This is a genomic window from Serratia sp. C2(1) (assembly GCF_036352655.1).
In the GTDB taxonomy this organism is placed as follows: domain Bacteria; phylum Pseudomonadota; class Gammaproteobacteria; order Enterobacterales; family Enterobacteriaceae; genus Serratia; species Serratia inhibens.
On record NZ_JAZFBA010000001.1, the window covers coordinates 1,962,449 to 1,980,310 of the forward strand.

Below are 17,862 nucleotides of genomic sequence, written 5' to 3' on the forward strand. Positions count from 1 at the left end.
TTGGTTGGCCTCCGTATCAGAACTGCAAGTGTTCTGCGCGCACAATCATCGCCAGACCGGAAGAGAGCTGCACACGTACGCCATCTTTAGCGATTTCAAGTACGGTTGCATCCATCGCGCTCTGTCCTGCTCTGACTTTGATTTCTTGGCCAATTTGCAGTTTAGAGATATCCGTGACTGGCACATGACGCTGCTGGCTTTCCTCTTTTGCTGCACGAGGTTGACGAGCTTGCTGTGGACGAGTTTGTGGGCGCGGCTTGCGGTTCTCCGGTGCGGCTCCGCCTTCGCGACGTGCAGCAGGTTTTTTACCGGCTGGACGTGGACGGCGTGGCTCGGCATCGGCTGATTCACCGGCAGCTTCACGTTTTTTGGCATTTTGTTCGGCACGCTGTGCCTGAACGCGCGCTTTGGCTTCTTCAAGCTGTTGGCGGGCATGATCGACATGCTGCTGTTCCAGCTCACCGCACGGATTACCGTCCAGATCGACGCGCTGCGCGCCAACTTTGACACCGTACAGATAACGCCAGCTTGAGGTGTACAGGCGCAGTGCAGAACGTAATTGCGTTTTGCTTAAGCTTTCTTCCCCCTGAACACGCTCTACCAGATCTTGAAAAATACCGATTTTCAACGGGCGAGCTTCGCCCTCGGCGCTAAAGCAGAGCGGAAAACGCTCGGCAAGAAAAGCAATGACTTCTTTACTAGAGTTCAACTTAGGTTGATTTTCCATGAAATTTCCTGATTACAACGGGTTGCCAACAAGCCACAGGCATGAACAGGCGTCATTATAATGACGTCATCGGTAAATGCCACGTTAACCGTAGATCAACTTGCCGCCACAGTGACGTATTTCGCACTATCACAGTGTTCCAGTTGCACGCAAAGCCCCGCCACCACTGCTTCCAGGCCCCGTTGGTCCTGTTCGTCGAAACGTTGATAAACCGTGCTGTCGATATCAAGAACGCCGATGATCTGACCGCTAACCTGCAGCGGCAGTACGATTTCCGCATTACTGGCCGCGTCGCAGGCGATGTGCCCCGGGAACGCGTGGACGTCGCCAACGCGCTGCACGCGATTTTCCGCCACCGCGGTTCCGCATACGCCCTTGCCCACCGGAATGCGCACACAGGCGATTTTGCCCTGGAACGGGCCAAGCACCAGTTGGTTGCCGTCCATCAGGTAAAAACCCGCCCAGTTGACGTCGTCAAGACGTTCATTAATCAACGCGCTGGCATTGGACAGTGCGGCAATGAAGTTGGTTTCCCCGTCGAGCAACGCACTCAAATCGCGTTTTAATTCCGCGTAGAATTCTTCTTTTGTCATTTGTTAACCATGGTTATCTATTCCCGTGTTGAATAGAGAGAAACACAGGAACCAGTCATAATGTGTGCACGCTACAATAGATTTAATTTTCTATTGTATATCATGCGGGTAGTTTCACTGTCTTGCCATTTTCCCGTCGGCTTACCCCCAGCATAATTGCTATTGCGCCGCGTTGTCCAAAGCAATCATGAGACGTTTTGAAACAGAGAGTTAGCGTAAGGAACGCGCGATCAACAACCCTGAATTTTATTCTTTTAATATCAATGCATTGAGGATTCGGACTGTCAACGCCCCCTCAGGGTCGGCAAAAGGTTTCGCTACCGGTAGCCCGCAAACGACCGCCGTGACTATAATGAAGCCATATCCAGAAAGGCTCCCCGGAAAACGCTGCGGTGACGGCCGGCCCGCATTGCCCTTCCTACAAAAAATGCGTATAGCCATCGGGTTATTCATCTGTTGCTTCACAAACCCCTGCCGGGCAAGGTATGTTTGCCTCGCAGAAACCCTGTTTACCGCCCCGCGCTTTACCCGAAGCGGGTTACAGCAGGTTTATTTTTCAGCTACGCTATCCATCCGGCGGGCTTTAGAGCAGCTTTTGTCATGATGAAAATACACGCGATCACCGGCCCCCTTTCCAAAGCACGCCACCAGCGCTGTTGCGAATGCGACCTGCTTTTCGTGTTGCCGCCGCTGAACGGCAATCAGGCCGCCTACTGCCCGCGCTGCAATGCTAAAGTGGTGCATGGCCGCGACTGGTCAATGACCCGCCTGACCGCCATGGCGGTCGCCATGCTGCTGCTGATGCCTTTCGCCTTCAGCGAGCCGCTGATCAGCATCCGGTTGCTTGGCACGCGCATTGACGCCAGCCTGCTGGAAGGCATCTGGCAAATGAGCAGCCAGGGCGACCCTCTCACCGCCAGCATGGTGGCGTTTTGTACCTTGGGTGCCCCACTGACGTTGGCGCTGTCGCTGCTTTACCTGCGTTTCGGCCACGCCTTCGGCATGAATTTACGCCCGGTACTGCTGATGCTGGAGCGGTTGAAAGAATGGGTGATGCTCGATATTTACCTGATCGGCATGGCGGTAGCGGCGATAAAAGTCAAAGAGTATGCCGATATCCAGGCCGGCAGCGCGCTGATCGCCTACCTGTCGCTCACGCTGCTCAGCATCCTGACCCTGATCCACCTCAATCTGGAACAGCTGTGGGAGCGCTATTACCCGCAGGAACAGCCGGAAGGCCCGCCGACGGCGCTGCATGTTTGCCTGTCGTGCCATTTCACCGGTTATCCGGACGAGCGGGGACGCTGCCCGCGCTGTCATATCCCCATGTGTCACCGCCAGCCCTATAGCCTGCAAAAAACCTGGGCGGCGCTGATTGCGGCGATGATCTTGTTGCTCCCGGCCAACCTGCTGCCGATTTCCATCGTTTACGCCAACGGCGCACGGCTCGAAGATACCATTTTCTCCGGGGTCGTGTCCTTGGCAACCTCCGGCAACGCGCCGATCGCCGCTATCGTTTTTATCGCCAGCGTGCTGGTGCCTTTTACCAAAGTCATCGTGCTGATCACCCTGCTGTTCAGCATTCATTTCAAGACCTCGCACAGCCTGAAAACGCGTATTCGCCTGCTGCGGCTGGTCACCTGGATCGGCCGCTGGTCCATGCTCGATCTGTTCGTTATTGCGTTAATGATGTCGCTGGTGAATCGCGACCAGCTGTTATCTTTTACTATGGGGCCGGCAGCCTTTTACTTTGGTTCGGCGGTCATTTTAACTATTCTTGCCGTAGAGTGGCTGGATAGCCGATTGATTTGGGATGCACATGCAACAGGAAACGCCGAATACACCGACTGAAGCGCGGGTCAAAAACAAGCGCCGCATTTCGCCATTCTGGTTACTGCCGTTTATCGCCCTGCTGATCGCCGGATGGCTGGTCTACAGCAACTTTCAGGAGCGCGGCAGCACGGTTACCATCGATTTTCAGTCTGCGGCGGGCATAGTCGCAGGCCGCACCCCTGTGCGCTATCAAGGGGTGGAAGTCGGCACCGTGCAGACCATCAGCCTGAGCAAAGATCTGCGCAGCATCGTGGTTGAAGCCAGCATCAAGAGCGATCTGGAAGATTCGCTGCGCGAAGGCACCCAATTCTGGCTGGTTACCCCAAAAGCTTCGCTGGCCGGCGTTTCAGGTCTGGACGCGTTGGTAGGCGGTAACTACATCGGCATGATGCCGGGCAGCGGCAAAGAGCAAACCCATTTCACCGCCCTCGACACCCAACCCAAATACCGTCTGAACACCGGTGAGTTGATGATTCACCTGCACGCCGACGACCTCGGCTCGCTCAACACCGGTTCGCTGGTGTATTACCGTAAAATTCCGGTCGGCAAGGTGTACGACTACACCATCGCCGAAGGCAACAAGGGCGTCACTGTCGACGTGCTGATCGACCGCCGTTTCGCCAATCTGGTGAAAGGTAACAGCCGTTTCTGGAATGTTTCAGGCTTTAAGGGCGATTTCAGCCTGGCGGGCGCGTCGGTGCAGGTTGAGAGCCTGGCGGCGCTGGTCAACGGCGCGATAGCCTTCGATTCACCGCCCGACGGCCAACAAGCCAAGGCCGACCAAAGCTATGACCTGTATCCGGATCTGGCACACAGCCAACGCGGCGTGAACATTACGTTGGATCTGCCGAGCGGTAATAACCTGAACGAGAACCGCACGCCACTGATTTACCAGGGGCTGCAGGTGGGCACCCTGACCAAGTTGACACTGCAGCAGGACAGCAAGGTCACCGGCGAACTGACCGTCGATCCCTCAGTGGTGGATTTGATGCGCAGCGGTACGCGCATCGTGATGCGCAGTCCGCGCCTCAGCCTTAACGACGCCAAAATCAGCCAACTGCTGACCGGCAATACCCTGGAACTGGTGCCGGGCGACGGGGAACCGCAGCAGCATTTCAACGTCCTCGACAGCAGTGAAACCCTGCTGCAACAACCGGGCGTGCTGACCGTAACGCTCAACGCCCCACAAAGCTACGGCATCGACGTAGGCCAGCCGCTGATTGTACACGGCGTCAAGGTCGGCCAGGTGATGAGCCGCGCACTGACCGACAGCGGCGTGGTCTTCACCGCCGCCGTCGAAGCCCAATACCGTCGCCTGCTGCATAAAGACAGCAAATTCGTGGTCAACAGCCGCGTCGACGTCAAGCTGGGGATCGACGGCATGGAAGTGTTGGGCGCCAGCGCGCAAGAGTGGCTGGACGGCGGCGTACGCATCATCCCCGGCAACAAGGGTGAACCGGTCGGTCAGTATCCGCTGTATGCCAACGCCGAGAAGGCCGAAGCCGGCATTATCGGTAACAGCCCAACGCCGACCCTGACGCTGAACGCCGTCAGCCTGCCGGACGTGCAGACAGGTTCGGTGGTGCTGTACCGTAAATTCCAGGTGGGCGAGATCGTTAACGTTCGCCCGAAAGCCAACGAGTTTGAGGTGGACGTCTATATCAGCCCGGAATACCGCAAACTGCTGACCAACGAAAGCATCTTTTGGGCCGAAGGCGGTGCCAAGGTGCAACTGAACGGCAGTGGCCTGACGGTGCAAGCTTCGCCGCTCAACCGGGCGCTGAAAGGCGCCATCAGTTTCGACAATCTGCAGGGCGTCACACTGGATAAAGGCGCCAAGCGCGTGCTGTATGCCAATGAAACCGCCGCCCGCGCGGTGGGCAGCCAGATAATCCTGAAGACCTACGACGCCAGCAAGCTGTCACCCGGCATGCCGCTGCGTTACCTCGGCATCGATATCGGCCAGGTAGATTCGCTGAAGCTGGCGCCGGAGCGCAATGAAGTGCTGGCCAAGGCGGTGTTGTATCCGGAATACGTGCAGACCTTCGCGCGTCTGGGCAGCCGTTTCTCCGTAGTGTCGCCGGAAATTTCCGCTGCCGGAGTCAGCAATCTCGATACCCTGCTGCAGCCGTATATCAACGTCGAGCCAGGGCGCGGCCGCGAACTGCGCAGCTTCGAACTGCAGGAAGCCAGCATCACCGACTCGCGCTATCTGGACGGCCTGAGCGTCATCCTCGACGCAGCGGAAACCGGCTCGCTGCAGGTCGGCACTCCCGTGCTGTTCCGTGGCATGGAAGTGGGCACCATCACCGGTTTCTATCTCGGCGCCATGTCCGATCGCGTCCACGTTGCACTGCGCATCAGCAAGAAATATCAGCACCTGGTGCGCAACAACAGCGTGTTCTGGCTGGCTTCGGGCTACAACTTGCAGTTCGGCCTGACCGGCGGCGTGATCAAGAGCGGCACCTTCCAGCAGTTCATCCGCGGCGGCATTGCCTTCGCTACCCCACCAACCATTCCGCTGGCGCCTAAGTCGACGCCGAACAAGCACTTCATGCTGAATGCGGAAGAGCCGAAAGACTGGAAAGAATGGGGCACCGCAATCCCAAGGGATTAACCGCGTAACCCAATGCCGGCAGGGGTATCCACTCCCCCTGCCGGCCTCTTTTATGCTAAAATCCCGCCCTTGTTTTTATTGCTGCCAGAGAGCTCGCCCGTGGCCAAACCTGCCTCCGTTATTTTGCCTCCCGCTTTTCTCGACGCGACGCGCGCCGTCATGCCCGCCGAACTGTCGATGGACGATTTTATAGCCGCTTGCCAGCGCCCGCTGCGCCGCAGCCTGCGGGTGAATACGTTGAAGATCAGCGTCGCCGACTTTCAGGCGCTGGTGCAAGATTATGACTGGCGGCTGGAACCTATTCCCTGGTGTGCGGAAGGCTTTTGGATCGAGCGTGAGGATGAAGAGTTGCGGCTCGGCAGCGCGGCGGAACACCTGAGCGGCCTGTTTTACATTCAGGAAGCCAGTTCGATGCTGCCGGTCAGCGCCCTGTTCGCCGATCGGGAAAGCCCGCGTCGGGTACTGGACGTGGCCGCGGCACCGGGCTCCAAAACCACCCAGATTGCGGCGCTGATGAATAATCAGGGCGGTATCGTGGCCAACGAATACTCCGCCAGCCGGGTCAAAGTCCTTCACGCCAACATCAGCCGCTGCGGCGTGAAAAACGTGGCGCTGACCCACTTTGACGGCCGGGTATTCGGCGCGGCGCTGCCGGAAAGCTTCGATGCCATTTTGCTCGACGCCCCCTGTTCCGGCGAAGGCGTGGTGCGCAAAGATCCGGACGCCATGAGCAACTGGTCGCCGGAAAGCGTTACCGCCATTGCCGCAACCCAGCGCGAACTGATCGACAGCGCTTTCCATGCGCTGGCCCCCGGCGGCGTCATGGTCTACTCCACCTGCACGCTCAACGCGCAGGAAAATCAGCAAATCGTCAACGGCCTGCTGGCGACCTACGGTGACGCGGTGAGCATTGAACCGCTGGGCGAGCTGTTCCCCGGCGCGGAAAAAGCGCTAACCGCCGAAGGCTTCCTGCACGTCTTCCCGCAGATCTACGACAGCGAGGGGTTTTTCGTGGCGCGGCTGCGCAAGAACCATTCGGTTACCCCGTTGCCAAAACCGAGCTACAAACTGGGTAAATTCCCGTTCACCCCACTTTCCGGCAAGGATTCGGCCGTGATCGGCCAGGCCGCTGCGGCTTCCGGTCTCGCCTGGGATGAAACCAGCCGGTTGTGGGCGCGCGATAAAGAGATCTGGCTGTTCCCTGCAGAGCTGGAAGCGCTGGTCAGCAAAATACGTTTCTCACGCATCGGGGTGAAGTTGGCCGAGTGTTTCCCTAAAGGATACCGCTGGCAGCATGAAGCCGTTATTGCGCTGGCCACCGCCGGCGGCAAGCAGCGTTTCGAGTTGGATGCCGCGCTGGCGCAAGAGTGGTATCACGGCCGCGATCTGTATCCGGAAGCCCCGCCGCAGAGTGATGAATGCATCCTGACCTACCAACAGCAACCATTGGGTATCGCCAAACGTATCGGCAGCCGGATAAAAAACAATCTGCCGCGCGAACTGGTCCGCGACGGCACATTGGATTTCCATCAATAATTTATCCGTTGGCCGGGAAACTCCGGCCAATTAACACCGCTAATAATATTCCTAACAAGAAGTATTACCCTTCTAATAATTCTACATTCACGCTTTCGCACTTCCCAGACGGCGAAATATTGATATCTTTCAAAATAAAGAAACTTTTTAGCCCCCCACCAAGACAATTCCGAGTTCTTACTCTATTAATTAACCTATAAAGAAATTAATACGTTCGGCCCCCTTTCTCGGATGGGCTTTTGCGATTCTCTCTGGCACAGCAAGGAATAAAACATGAAAAAGACTCTGGTGGCGTTGGCCTCGGTAGCAACCCTGCTGTGCGCAAACGGCGCAGCCAACGCAGCAGGCACCATTCAGGGCAACCTGGGGGTGACGTTAACCATCGGTGCAGGTTGCGTAGTGGGTGGCGGAAACAGCAGCGGCTCAGTCAATGATTTTGGCTCCATCAACTTCGGTACCTACTCTTCACTTTCAAATATTATCGACGCCAGCGCAACCGGCTCCGGCGGTGCCGGCACGCTGTCGCTGACCTGCACTGACGGCACCGACTATACCGTCGCGTTGGACAACGGGCTGCACGTAACCACCGGCAGCCAGCGCCGCATGGCCAGCACCGCCGGCGCCTTTATCAATTACAACCTCTACCAGGATCAAGCCCGCGCTACCGCCTGGGGCAGCGGTGCCAACGCCCTGACCGGCACCGGCACCGGTGTGGCGACGCCGCTGATTGTCTACGGACGCGTTCCGGCAGCAGGCAGCACGCCGGCAGCCGATACCTATAACGATACCGTGACGATGACGGTAACCTGGTAAGGGTGCGGCAGGCGGTTTTCGGTTGCGGGTTACTGGCGTTAAGTCTGGCGGTTTATGCCGATAGCAAAACCGCCAATATTGGCGTCAGCGCAACGCTGCTGAATGCGTGCGAAGCCGGCAGCAGCTCGGGAGGCAACGTCAGTTTCGGCTCGCTGAACTTTGGCACGGTGTATTTTCTCACTACCGCCGTCAGCGTAGCCGGGCAACAAAATTCCGGCGCCATCCGCGTGAAATGCAACAACGGCACCAGCTACAACGTGCTGCTTGGCGGCGGACAAAGCGGCAACACCGCCGCCCGCTACCTGCAAAGCGCCGCCAGCCAACGGGTAAACTACAACCTGTACACCAACAGCGCCCACAGCGTCATTTGGGATAATCTGACCGGGGTCTCGCAAACCGCTAACGGCCAGGATAACTGGCTGCCGGTGTATGGCATGATCCCGGTGCAATCCACCCCGCCGGTCGGCAGCTACACCGATACCGTACAGGTGACCATCAATTGGTAACGGCAATGCGCATTTCAGCCTGCGGGCTGCTGCTCGCGATGACGGCGGCCCCGGTAATCGGTGACACCGGCGTCAACGACTTGCAAAAGAGCGCGCCGTTCACCGTCAATGCGACGGTAGTGAAAGGCTGCGTCTTGGGCAGCGGCAACAGCGATGTCACCACCTTCGGCACCCTCAATTTTGGTCAGATCTCTTCGTTGGCCGGCAATATCAATATCGTATCCAGCGCCGGGGCCGGTTCAGTGCTGTTCCGTTGCAACCCGGGTCTGAGCGTCACGCTGGCGCTCGGCGTCGGCAACAACGTCACCGGCTCCATCTCCGCAGGACGCAAACTGAAAAATACCCTGACCACGGAGACACTGCTTTATCAGCTCTACCAGGATAACAACTACTCCACGCTGTGGGGCGATGGCGGCAACGGCGGCAACGCGCAGGTGATCGCCGCCACCGGCAGTACCCAGGAAATCAAGGTTTATGCCCGTTTGTTTTCGGCCAGTACCCTGCCCAGCAGTGGCACTTACAACGATACGGTCTTGCTGACGGTAACTTATTAAGTATTTTGAATAAGGATTTAGCTATGCGTATTCCCTTCTCCCTGCCGTTGACGGCAGCGCTGCTGCTTGTCGGCCAGCAACAGGCGCTGGCTGCAGCGTCGATTCTGATTTGGCCCATCGATCCGGTAATTGAAGATCAACAGCCTGCAACGGCGCTGTGGTTGGAAAACCGCGACACTAAACCTGTCTATATGCAGATACGGGTGCTTGGCTGGAAGCAAACCGACGGCAAAGACGATTACGGCAACCAGAGCGAGGTGATCGCCAGCCCGCCGGTCGCTTCGATAGCGCCGGGCAAGCGCCAACTGATCCGACTGATTAAGCAGACTCCGCCGCCCGCAGGCCAGGAACGCGCCTACCGCATTCTGATTGATGAAGTGCCGGTGAAAGAAAACGACAGCTCGTCCACGCCTGCCGGCGCACAGATGGGGCTGAAATTCCAGATGCGTTATTCCGTGCCGCTGTTTGTCAGTGGCCAGGGTGTCTGGACCAAACCGGACTCTGAAAAGCCGCGCGACTACGCCACCGCCAACCAACCGCAACTCAGCTACCGGTTATTGCAGCAAAGCAGCCAACGCTGGCTGGAAGTGCGTAATCAGGGCATTGTGCACGCGCGTATCTCCAAAGTGACGTTACAGGGAAAAACGCTCAATGCCGGGTTGATGGGCTACGTGTTACCCGGCTCGCAAATGCGCTTTGCCGTGCCGCCTTCGGGCAGTTTCAGCAGCGGTACGTTGCAGGCGACGGTCAATGACAATAAACAACCGATAACCTTCCCGTCTTACTGAGTTCCACGTGCGGTTAACAGGGAAGCCATCACCGAGCGGCAACGGATTCGCGCTGAAACCCTTAGCCTTCGCCGTAGTCTGTGCAGTGGCCACACCGTGGCTACCCTGCACGCACGCCGATGATTTGCCGCCGCCGCCAAGTGCCATCAGCATGCCGGATACCACCCTGTATCTGGAGCCGGTGGTCAACGGCCGCCAGACCGGCAAAGTGGTGCCGGTGGACTATCGTGGCGGTCACTATTACCTCACGCCGCAGCAATTGATCGACGCCGGCCTGCCGGTGGAAGACCAACAGGCAAAAGAAATTGCGGTCGACCTGTTGAAGCAGGTGGATGTCACTTACAGCGGCGAAACCCAGCAGTTGCTGATCGACATCCCCAACGACTGGCTGCCCCAACAGAAATTCAACGCGCAGGCCCCGCTGGATCGCCTGCCGGCGCAAAGCAGCCTCGGCCTGCTGTTCAATTACGACGTTTACGCCAGCCAAAGCAACGCCAACGGCCAACCGGGCTACCTTTCCGCCTGGAGCGAACAGCGGTTGTTTGACGGTTTTGGCGTGGTAGCCAACACCGGTATCTTCCGTGGCAGCTTCAACGGCTCCGCCGGCGATAGCCAGGAGAGCCGTTATATTCGCTACGACAGCCAGTGGCGTTACACGGATGATGAGCGCCTGCTCAGTTATACCGCCGGCGATCTCACCACGGGTTCACTGCCCTGGAGCAGTGCCGTACGCATTGGCGGCGTTCAACTGGCGCGTAACTTTACCGCCCGCCCTGATCTGATCACCTATCCGCTGCCGCAATTTTCCGGCCAGGCGGCGGTGCCCAGCAGTGTCGATCTGTATATCAACAGCTATAAAAACAGCACCACCAACGTCAATCCTGGCCCTTTTACCCTGGATACGGTGCCCTACATCAACGGCGCAGGCGAAGCCAGGGTGGTCACCACCGACGCGCTGGGCCGCCAGGTCAGCACCCTGGTACCCTTTTATGTCGCCAGCAACCTGTTGCAGGCCGGCATGAGTGACTTTAGCCTGTCCACCGGTGCCCTGCGCCGAAATTATGGTTTGAATTCAGCCGATTACGGCCAGTGGGTCGTCAGCGGTAGTGGGCGTTACGGCGTCACGAACTGGTTAACGATGGAAGGCCGCACCGAAGCGGCGGCGGAACTGGCGGTGGCTGGTGCAGGCGCCGATATCCAACTCGGCCAATGGGGCGTGTTGAACGCGTCGTACAGCTACAGCCAGGCCGGCGACAACGCGTTTAACGATTATCAACCTTCGCGGCAGATAAACTATTACGATCCGCTGACCGGTAAGCCACTGTCGCAGCCCGATCCGCAAGCGGTCTACCAATACACCAGCAACCGGGGCGATCAAAGCAGCTTCGGCTACACCTACAGCAACCGGTATTTCAGCCTCAACGCCCAACGTATCCTGCGCAGCGCAGGCTTTGGCGATATTTCGGTTTATAAAAGCGACTACCGCCTGAGCCGCCGTACCGATCAGCTCACCGGCAGCCTGGGGTTGGGCCGCATTGGCAGCGTTGGTGCCGGCTATTTCGACGTGCGTGACGCCATCGGCACGCGCACCCGGCTGGTCAACTTCTCCTACAGCCTGTCGTTATGGCGCAACATGAGCCTGTATGCTTCGGTAAACCGGGAGATCGGCAACAGCGGTTACAGCACCCAGTTACAGCTCTCCATTCCCTTCGACAGTTGGGGCACCGCCAGCGTCAGCGCCTCCCGCGACAACGATAATCGCTGGAGCGAACGCGTCAGCTACAGCCGCGCCGCGCCGACCGACGGCGGCCTGGGCTGGAACCTGGCCTACGCGGATGGACAAAGCGGCGGCAGCTACCGCCAGGCCGACATGACCTGGCGCACCCGTCTGCTCGAGACCCGCGCCGGAATGTACGGCAACAGCGATGACTATACCCGCTGGGGCGAAGTAAGCGGCTCGCTGGTCATGATGAAAGGCGATCTATACGCCACCAACACCATCAACGACGCCTTCGCGCTGGTCTCTACTCAGGGTTACCCGGACATTCCGGTACGCTATGAAAATCAGTTGATCGGCGTGACCAACGCCAAAGGCTATCTGCTGGTGCCGACCGTGACCTCCTATTACCACGCCAAATTCCAGATCGACCCGCTCAATCTCCCTGCGGACGTTGCCATTCCTGCCGTCGAAAAAACCGTGGCGATCCGCGATCACAGCGGTTTCCTGGTCGATTTTCCGGTCCGGCAGATCGCCGCCGCCGACGTCAAACTGGTCGACGCCCAAGGCAAACCGCTGGCCAACGGCAGTGAAGTAGCGGTTATCGGCGGCAGCCAGCGCAGTTATGTGGGCTGGGACGGTATGGCCTATCTGGATCCGGTGCAGCAGCACAACCGGTTGAGCGTTATCCCCGCAGACGGCGGCGCACCTTGTCAGGCGCAGTTCAGCCTGACAAAAACGCAGGGCATCCAGAGCATCGGACCGATCGTTTGCCAGTAACCCATTATGGAGAAAGATATGATTCGGGGATTCAAAGCGATATTACTGACGCTGATGCTGCTGGCAGGCCGGCAAGCGCTGGCTGACTGCGCCACCACCAATGGCAGCGTGACGCTGCCTGGCGGCAGCTCCTTCAGCGTCTACAACGGCCCGATCAGCGCCCAGGGCACCGCCGGGCTGAACTGCACCGGCCTCGGCCTGTCGTTGCTTTCGCAAAACGCCGTAACGGTGAAAATCACCTCAACCACCCACAATATGGCGATAGCCAACACCGACGGTTCCGGCGATCAAATCCCTTACCTGATTTACCCCGATTCGAATTACCAATACGCGTATAGCGTCGGGCAAACCATCGATTACAGCTCATTGAACCTGCTGTCGCTGATCCTCATCTCCTCCAACGTCAATTTCCCGCTGTATGTCAGGACCACCGCTGGGGCCAACGTGCGTTCCGGCACCTATACCGATACCGTCAACCTGACCTGGAACTACCATATCTGCGGTCTGGGCGTGCTTGGCTTGTGCATCTGGTGGGATGGCGTCAACAAGCTCAGTACCGTCACCATTACCGCCGTGATCACCAAAGACTGTTTGCTTGGCACTGCGCAAAACGTCAATTTTGGCAGCATGGCGCTGGTGGGCCAGTTTAACCCGGTGAACCAGAGCATCACCCTCACCTGCACCAAAACCGAAGGTTACAACACCTATTTTACCAACGGCAATAACCCGGTCACCGGCTGGCGGCAGATGAAAAACGGCACCAGCAATTTTATGCAGTATCAAATTTACCTGCCCAACACCACCACCGTCTGGGACAGTACCAACAAGCAAAGCGGCGCCGGAACCGGGTTGGCGCAAAGCATTCCTTATCTGGCGGCGATTAACCCTGCGCAAACCGAAAGACCGGTCGGTACCTACCAGGACAATCTCAGCTTTGTCGTGGAATATTAGCCTCATGCGCTAGTCGCCGGCGCCGATTGTTGCCAGTTTGTATTTTTTATGTGGCATTTTTTGCTCATTTAGCTATGCTCAAAGAGATGGCCTCAACTGGTCATACCTCATACCAGCAGACCGAGCAAGGAGTTCCAATGGGCAAAACCGTGGTAAAAATAGGCAGTTTTGAGGTTGATGATGCGCATTTGTCCTCCTCGTCCGAGCAGGCCAGCACGCTGACCATTCCCTGCAAGTCGGATCCCGACTTGTGCATGCAGTTAGACGGATGGGATGAGCACACCAGCATCCCGGCGACGCTGGATGGCAAACATTCGCTGCTGTTTAAGCAGCATTACGATCGGCAATCCGATGCCTGGGTGATGCGGCTGGCATGAACCACGATGAACTGAAAAACGCGCCGTGAGTCCCAGGAAACACGGCGCGTTTTTTATGTGATGGCGATACCGCGACCGGCGAAGAAACGGCCAAAAATATTCAGCGGCAACGTCACCTGTTGGCGCGTGGCCGGGCTGTCGCCGGAAGGATTATGGAAGGTTACGCCGTCGGCCTCAATGGCGGTGACCAGCACCAGATGGCCGCCCCGCTGCGGCGGTGTCTGATCGGGCCGACGAATGCCCGGGTGTACCGAAGCCATGAAATAACGCCGTTGCGCCAGCAATTCCGGCAACGCCTCAGCGTCGAGACCGACCCGCACCTCAGCGTCCAACGCAAACTGCTCACGCACATAGTCAACAAAAGGCGCGTAGATCAGCCCTTTGATGTTTTCCCCCTCATGGACATAGGCGCCGTACGGCAGGCTGCGACGCGCCAACTCCAACACCGGCGGCGCATCGCCGTCACGGTGGCTCAGTACCATTTTCAGGCAGGCCATTCCGCAAACGTGATTGGCCCATTCGATATATTCCGCCCGATCGCGCGCCCCGCTGCGCGCCCAGTTGGCATCGTCTGCCAAGGTCGCACGCCCGGCAATCAGATCGGCCGCCAGTTCTGGCGTCGCCCATTGGCAAACGTAGGGGACCGCAGTCGTCAAGTCAGAAGGTCTCAATCACTTTGAAATTCATCAGCACCAGCGTCATATCCGGCGAGAACAGCTCATACTCTTCAAAGAAACTCTGCAGCTCTTTACGCCAGTACGCCAATGAACGATCGCCTTCCCCTTCGGCATAGGCATGCGCTTCATCAACCTGATCGTAGGTTTTCATCTCCACCGAGGTCAGCTCTACCGCACAGACCGGAACATTTTTACCGTCAACGACCACAAACACGTCACCGGCCAGCGGAATGCCTTCCCCGTCGAGATTGGAGCAGGTGGCGGTCTTGGTGCCATTGAGGATCAGCTTGACCACATCGTCAGCCTGCTGCTCGGTGTTGCCGAACGCCCAACGTTCGGTGTTCTCATATTTCTTCGGAATTGCCTCTGCCATTGCCTTACCTTATTAAATGAATCATTGTGCAGACAGAATAGTACAACGTATTCCCCGCCGCCTGCACCTGCCGAATTCGCTGCGCCGCGGCGCAAACCCACACCATTTACAGGTTTTTTACGGTAAATCTCTGTGCCTGCATCAGGACAACAGGCATACTGTGATCGATATTCACACCATGGCTCAAGGCCAGGCGGTAAAATGAAAAATGACGACAAAGACCCCGATGACACCTTCAGTGACTTATTAAAAGTCATTGCGCTGGTCGTGATTGCTCTCTTTGTTATCGGCGGCTGGTACTTCAGCTGATCAATAGAACAGGAGATCACCTTGGCCACCAAACGCATGCGCACCAAGCACTGGAAGATGTTTTTGATTCTGCTGCTGATCTGTCTCGCCCTGTTGTTATTGCGCTGGGCGGCAATCGTCTTCGGTTAACGCCGGCCCGGCCGAACCCCGGTGCCGGTTTCAGTTATGGCGTTCGCCCGGCGTTTTAGCCACCGGCTCCAGCAACTCCCGCAAATAGGCTATTCGCGCTTCCCCCTGCGGCAACCACAAACGGCATAACCGATTTTGCACTTCTGCCCGCCGGCTCAGGCGGTAATATTCCGCCAGTTGATCGACCAGTTTCATCACGCACCCTCCAGATATTCGACAGGGTCAGTATTGGGCGAAAAAACCAGAAGAAACACTGATGCCTTATTTTTTATGCTTCCGGTTTTAACGTTGTGCGACCGGTGCAGTGGCGAACCCCAGGCCCAACTGCTACATTGACCAAAAATCACCCAGCCGAGGTAAACGATGATGTTCTCGGAGCAGGAGATAAAACCCGTGTGGGATGAGGTCGCCCGTTTGATTGGTGACAGCGTGATGCAACTGCGCCATCGCGGCGAGGTTTTATCGGTAGAAACGCTGGCGAAGCACCTGGCGCGGCAGCTGGCTGAAAGCAACGATATCGAACGCCGGATCCTGATCGGTGCGGCGATCAACATGCTGAAAGATGGAAAATGAATCGCCAACCGGAAGGGTTGGCGATTCGGCAGAAGCCCGAGGTATGCAAGCCCGGCCTTCTGAGCGCTACTATGTCAGGCTGACACGATGAATTTAATAGGAATTATCGCGTTTTTACCAAAAATCGCTATTTTTGTTGCTCTGGCCCATCGACAGCAAAATAAAAAACCGGTGGGTCCCCCCCGGTTTTCCATCATGATTTTTGGGCTCAGATTAACCAACCCAGCAATAAGGTCGCGCCAATCACCGTCGAAGCACCGCCAATGCGCGTGGCAATTTGCGCGAACGGCATCAGCCCCATACGGTTGGACGCGGACAGGATCGCCACGTCGCCGGTACCACCCAGCCCGCTGTGGCAGCAGGTGACGATCGCCGCTTCAATCGGGTACATTTTCAGGTAAGGCGCAATCAGGAAGCTCACCACGCCCATCGACAACACCACCGAACCGCAGACCACCACATAGCCCACCGAAAACACCGCCACCACGCTTTCCAATGGGACATACAGCATGCCCAGGCCAATCATCAGCGGCCACACCAGCGCGGTGGAAACGAACTTGTAAAAACTGTGCGCACCGGTTTCCATCGAGACCGGGATCACCCGGCAATATTTGCACAGCACGGCAAACAGAATCATCAGCACCGGGCCGGGAATATGCACAATGTGTTCAAACAGCCCGCCGACGATAAAGAAGGCGCAGATCACCAGCAGCCCACCGCCCATCAGTTGGAAATCGACATTGCCGTTGGTTTCCTTGATGGCGAACACCGCGTTTTCCTGCGCCGAACGGATCAGCATGCCGTCACCGCTCAGCGCCTTGCGCTGCAAGCCGATACGCGCCAACACCCCAGCCGCGACGATAGCGAAGATATTGCCCAGCACCGCCGCCGGCGCCAGTTGCGCCACGTAGACGTCCGGCGTCGATCCTAAAATGGCGGAGTACGCCAGCGACAGCGGCAAAATGCCTTCACCAATGCCGCCACCGATGATCGGCACGATGATAAAGAAGAAGGTGTGATAGAAGGTAAAGCCAAACAGCTTGCCCACCAGCAACCCGGTGGCTACCGCCGTCACCGTCCCGACCACCAAAGGCACGAACATGCGGATCATGCCCTGGATCAGAATCACCCGATTCATGCCAAGTATGCTGCCCACCACCAGACTGGCGATAACGAAGTACAACAGATTGGCTTCTTTCATCAGCAGATGGACGGTGCCCATCACGTTGGGCTGGAAGACGTTGAAGTAAACCAGAACCGAAGGCACCATCAGGCATAAAATGGCCGGGCCGCCAATATCCCGCAACACGGGAATACTTTTACCTAAATGCGCCAGCGCGAAACCCAGCGTCATAATCACCGCCAGGCCGCCGATCATATTCTTTGGCAAGAAGTTGGCATAGGCCGACAGGGCTACAATGGCGCAAATAGTGATAAACAACGCGACCGGAACCGCGCCGATATCCATTTGTCGAATTTGGTTAATTAATCCTGATGAATCAGGTAGCGACGTATTTTTCTCACAGGCAATTTCTGCATTTATCTGTTTCATTATTCACCCTGCTGACAAGTGTTCGGTGCGGAAGGGTTCGCCTAACTACATGCGAAGAACGTTATTAAACAAAAACAACTACTTATCATAAATTTTATTACGTATTTTCGTTTTTTAATAATGGAAAAAACAGTGGACAGCCCAGACAATATGATAAAAAATAAAAATACAAAACTAAATTGCGCTGCGTTATTTCAATATTGTGAGCCCCAGCCAATGTTGGTTTTAATTAATTATCGTCAGCATTTTGTAATTAAATTAAGCAGGTTAAAATTCACTGCTATGCTATAGATGGAAGTAAAAATCCGTGCGTTTATTAATGAGAACCGGAGCGGTAATTAGCTGAATCCGGTCAGCTGTACCCGGGCCTCTTCTCTGCACGCGGCACCGTGCGAGAGTGAGGCACATAATATATGCCGTATGGCTTTCATTTTTGCCAATGACTCCACGGCTTGAA

General features: G+C 56.9%; 18 protein-coding genes. 12 read left to right on the forward strand and 6 right to left on the reverse strand.

Annotated features, from left to right (window positions below):
* Window positions 1-16: 16 nt before the first annotated feature.
* Both proQ and V2S86_RS09130 read right to left on the reverse strand, forming a co-directional pair.
* Window positions 17-727 carry an RNA chaperone ProQ gene (gene proQ, locus V2S86_RS09125; RefSeq protein WP_004943519.1) on the reverse strand — a complete coding sequence of 237 codons (711 nt, stop codon included), beginning with the start codon at window positions 725-727 and terminating at the stop codon, window positions 17-19.
* Between the two features lie 95 nt (window positions 728-822).
* Complete coding sequence (locus V2S86_RS09130) at window positions 823-1,320, reverse strand: GAF domain-containing protein (RefSeq protein ID WP_330762150.1); 498 nt, start codon at window positions 1,318-1,320, stop codon at window positions 823-825.
* Window positions 1,321-1,923: 603 nt separating this feature from the next.
* Here V2S86_RS09130 and yebS point away from each other — a divergent pair.
* The 10 genes from yebS to V2S86_RS09180 all read left to right on the forward strand — a co-directional run bounded on the left by yebS (window position 1,924) and on the right by V2S86_RS09180 (window position 13,792).
* Window positions 1,924-3,171: a membrane integrity lipid transport subunit YebS gene (gene yebS / locus V2S86_RS09135; protein WP_330763180.1), complete on the forward strand. Its 1,248-nt coding sequence runs from the start codon at window positions 1,924-1,926 to the stop codon at window positions 3,169-3,171.
* Entirely contained in the window at window positions 3,140-5,770 is a 2,631-nt protein-coding gene (locus V2S86_RS09140) for a PqiB family protein (protein WP_330762151.1), read from the forward strand. Before yebS ends, V2S86_RS09140 begins: the two co-directional genes overlap by 32 nt.
* Window positions 5,771-5,869: 99 nt before the next feature.
* A complete protein-coding gene (gene rsmF / locus V2S86_RS09145; protein ID WP_330762152.1) occupies window positions 5,870-7,306 on the forward strand; it encodes a 16S rRNA (cytosine(1407)-C(5))-methyltransferase RsmF in 1,437 nt (478 codons plus the stop codon).
* Window positions 7,307-7,579: 273 nt separating this feature from the next.
* The gene (locus V2S86_RS09150; protein ID WP_330762153.1) at window positions 7,580-8,119 is read left to right on the forward strand and encodes a Csu type fimbrial protein; all 540 of its coding nucleotides are present in this window, start codon (window positions 7,580-7,582) and stop codon (window positions 8,117-8,119) included.
* A 2-nt stretch (window positions 8,120-8,121) separates the two neighbouring features.
* Window positions 8,122-8,625, forward strand: coding sequence for a Csu type fimbrial protein (locus tag V2S86_RS09155; RefSeq protein WP_330762154.1), 504 nt, complete (start codon window positions 8,122-8,124; stop codon window positions 8,623-8,625).
* A 5-nt stretch (window positions 8,626-8,630) separates the two neighbouring features.
* Entirely contained in the window at window positions 8,631-9,179 is a 549-nt protein-coding gene (locus V2S86_RS09160) for a Csu type fimbrial protein (protein ID WP_330762155.1), read from the forward strand.
* A gap of 23 nt (window positions 9,180-9,202) precedes the next feature.
* Window positions 9,203-9,967: a fimbrial biogenesis chaperone gene (locus V2S86_RS09165; protein ID WP_330762156.1), complete on the forward strand. Its 765-nt coding sequence runs from the start codon at window positions 9,203-9,205 to the stop codon at window positions 9,965-9,967.
* Between the two features lie 151 nt (window positions 9,968-10,118).
* Window positions 10,119-12,464: a fimbria/pilus outer membrane usher protein gene (locus tag V2S86_RS09170; protein ID WP_330763181.1), complete on the forward strand. Its 2,346-nt coding sequence runs from the start codon at window positions 10,119-10,121 to the stop codon at window positions 12,462-12,464.
* 18 nt (window positions 12,465-12,482) lie between these two features.
* Window positions 12,483-13,415 carry a Csu type fimbrial protein gene (locus tag V2S86_RS09175; RefSeq protein ID WP_330762157.1) on the forward strand — a complete coding sequence of 311 codons (933 nt, stop codon included), beginning with the start codon at window positions 12,483-12,485 and terminating at the stop codon, window positions 13,413-13,415.
* Window positions 13,416-13,552: 137 nt separating this feature from the next.
* Window positions 13,553-13,792: a YebV family protein gene (locus V2S86_RS09180; protein ID WP_004943489.1), complete on the forward strand. Its 240-nt coding sequence runs from the start codon at window positions 13,553-13,555 to the stop codon at window positions 13,790-13,792.
* Window positions 13,793-13,845: 53 nt separating this feature from the next.
* Here the strand turns inward: V2S86_RS09180 and V2S86_RS09185 are convergent, their stop codons facing one another.
* Both V2S86_RS09185 and V2S86_RS09190 read right to left on the reverse strand, forming a co-directional pair.
* Entirely contained in the window at window positions 13,846-14,448 is a 603-nt protein-coding gene (locus V2S86_RS09185; protein ID WP_330762158.1) for a C39 family peptidase, read from the reverse strand.
* Between the two features lies 1 nt (window position 14,449).
* Window positions 14,450-14,842: an ASCH domain-containing protein gene (locus V2S86_RS09190; RefSeq protein ID WP_004943482.1), complete on the reverse strand. Its 393-nt coding sequence runs from the start codon at window positions 14,840-14,842 to the stop codon at window positions 14,450-14,452.
* A gap of 330 nt (window positions 14,843-15,172) precedes the next feature.
* Here V2S86_RS09190 and yniD point away from each other — a divergent pair, with 330 nt between their 5' ends.
* Entirely contained in the window at window positions 15,173-15,280 is a 108-nt protein-coding gene (gene yniD / locus V2S86_RS09195) for a small membrane protein YniD (protein ID WP_012144841.1), read from the forward strand.
* A gap of 30 nt (window positions 15,281-15,310) precedes the next feature.
* Here the strand turns inward: yniD and V2S86_RS09200 are convergent, their stop codons facing one another.
* Window positions 15,311-15,475, reverse strand: coding sequence for a hypothetical protein (locus V2S86_RS09200; RefSeq protein WP_199685644.1), 165 nt, complete (start codon window positions 15,473-15,475; stop codon window positions 15,311-15,313).
* Window positions 15,476-15,643: 168 nt separating this feature from the next.
* Between V2S86_RS09200 and V2S86_RS09205 the strand changes: the two genes are divergently transcribed.
* Window positions 15,644-15,853 carry a hypothetical protein gene (locus V2S86_RS09205; RefSeq protein ID WP_004943477.1) on the forward strand — a complete coding sequence of 70 codons (210 nt, stop codon included), beginning with the start codon at window positions 15,644-15,646 and terminating at the stop codon, window positions 15,851-15,853.
* A 208-nt stretch (window positions 15,854-16,061) separates the two neighbouring features.
* Here V2S86_RS09205 and V2S86_RS09210 read toward each other — a convergent pair whose 3' ends face one another.
* Window positions 16,062-17,405 carry a 2-hydroxycarboxylate transporter family protein gene (locus V2S86_RS09210; RefSeq protein WP_330762159.1) on the reverse strand — a complete coding sequence of 448 codons (1,344 nt, stop codon included), beginning with the start codon at window positions 17,403-17,405 and terminating at the stop codon, window positions 16,062-16,064.
* Between the last annotated feature and the right edge of the window lie 457 nt (window positions 17,406-17,862).

Bases quoted from the DNA above. Each gene is read 5' to 3' on its own strand.
- V2S86_RS09190 (WP_004943482.1), bottom strand. From the start codon at position 14,842: ATGGCAGAGGCAATTCCGAAGAAATATGAGAACACCGAACGTTGGGCG.
- V2S86_RS09200 (WP_199685644.1), bottom strand. From the start codon at position 15,475: ATGAAACTGGTCGATCAACTGGCGGAATATTACCGCCTGAGCCGGCGG.
- proQ (WP_004943519.1), bottom strand. From the start codon at position 727: ATGGAAAATCAACCTAAGTTGAACTCTAGTAAAGAAGTCATTGCTTTT.
- V2S86_RS09165 (WP_330762156.1), top strand. From the start codon at position 9,203: ATGCGTATTCCCTTCTCCCTGCCGTTGACGGCAGCGCTGCTGCTTGTC.
- V2S86_RS09160 (WP_330762155.1), top strand. From the start codon at position 8,631: ATGCGCATTTCAGCCTGCGGGCTGCTGCTCGCGATGACGGCGGCCCCG.
- V2S86_RS09170 (WP_330763181.1), top strand. From the start codon at position 10,119: ATGCCGGATACCACCCTGTATCTGGAGCCGGTGGTCAACGGCCGCCAG.
- V2S86_RS09210 (WP_330762159.1), bottom strand. From the start codon at position 17,405: ATGAAACAGATAAATGCAGAAATTGCCTGTGAGAAAAATACGTCGCTA.
- V2S86_RS09150 (WP_330762153.1), top strand. From the start codon at position 7,580: ATGAAAAAGACTCTGGTGGCGTTGGCCTCGGTAGCAACCCTGCTGTGC.
- V2S86_RS09140 (WP_330762151.1), top strand. From the start codon at position 3,140: ATGCAACAGGAAACGCCGAATACACCGACTGAAGCGCGGGTCAAAAAC.
- V2S86_RS09175 (WP_330762157.1), top strand. From the start codon at position 12,483: ATGATTCGGGGATTCAAAGCGATATTACTGACGCTGATGCTGCTGGCA.
- yebS (WP_330763180.1), top strand. From the start codon at position 1,924: ATGAAAATACACGCGATCACCGGCCCCCTTTCCAAAGCACGCCACCAG.
- V2S86_RS09180 (WP_004943489.1), top strand. From the start codon at position 13,553: ATGGGCAAAACCGTGGTAAAAATAGGCAGTTTTGAGGTTGATGATGCG.
- V2S86_RS09205 (WP_004943477.1), top strand. From the start codon at position 15,644: ATGATGTTCTCGGAGCAGGAGATAAAACCCGTGTGGGATGAGGTCGCC.
- V2S86_RS09130 (WP_330762150.1), bottom strand. From the start codon at position 1,320: ATGACAAAAGAAGAATTCTACGCGGAATTAAAACGCGATTTGAGTGCG.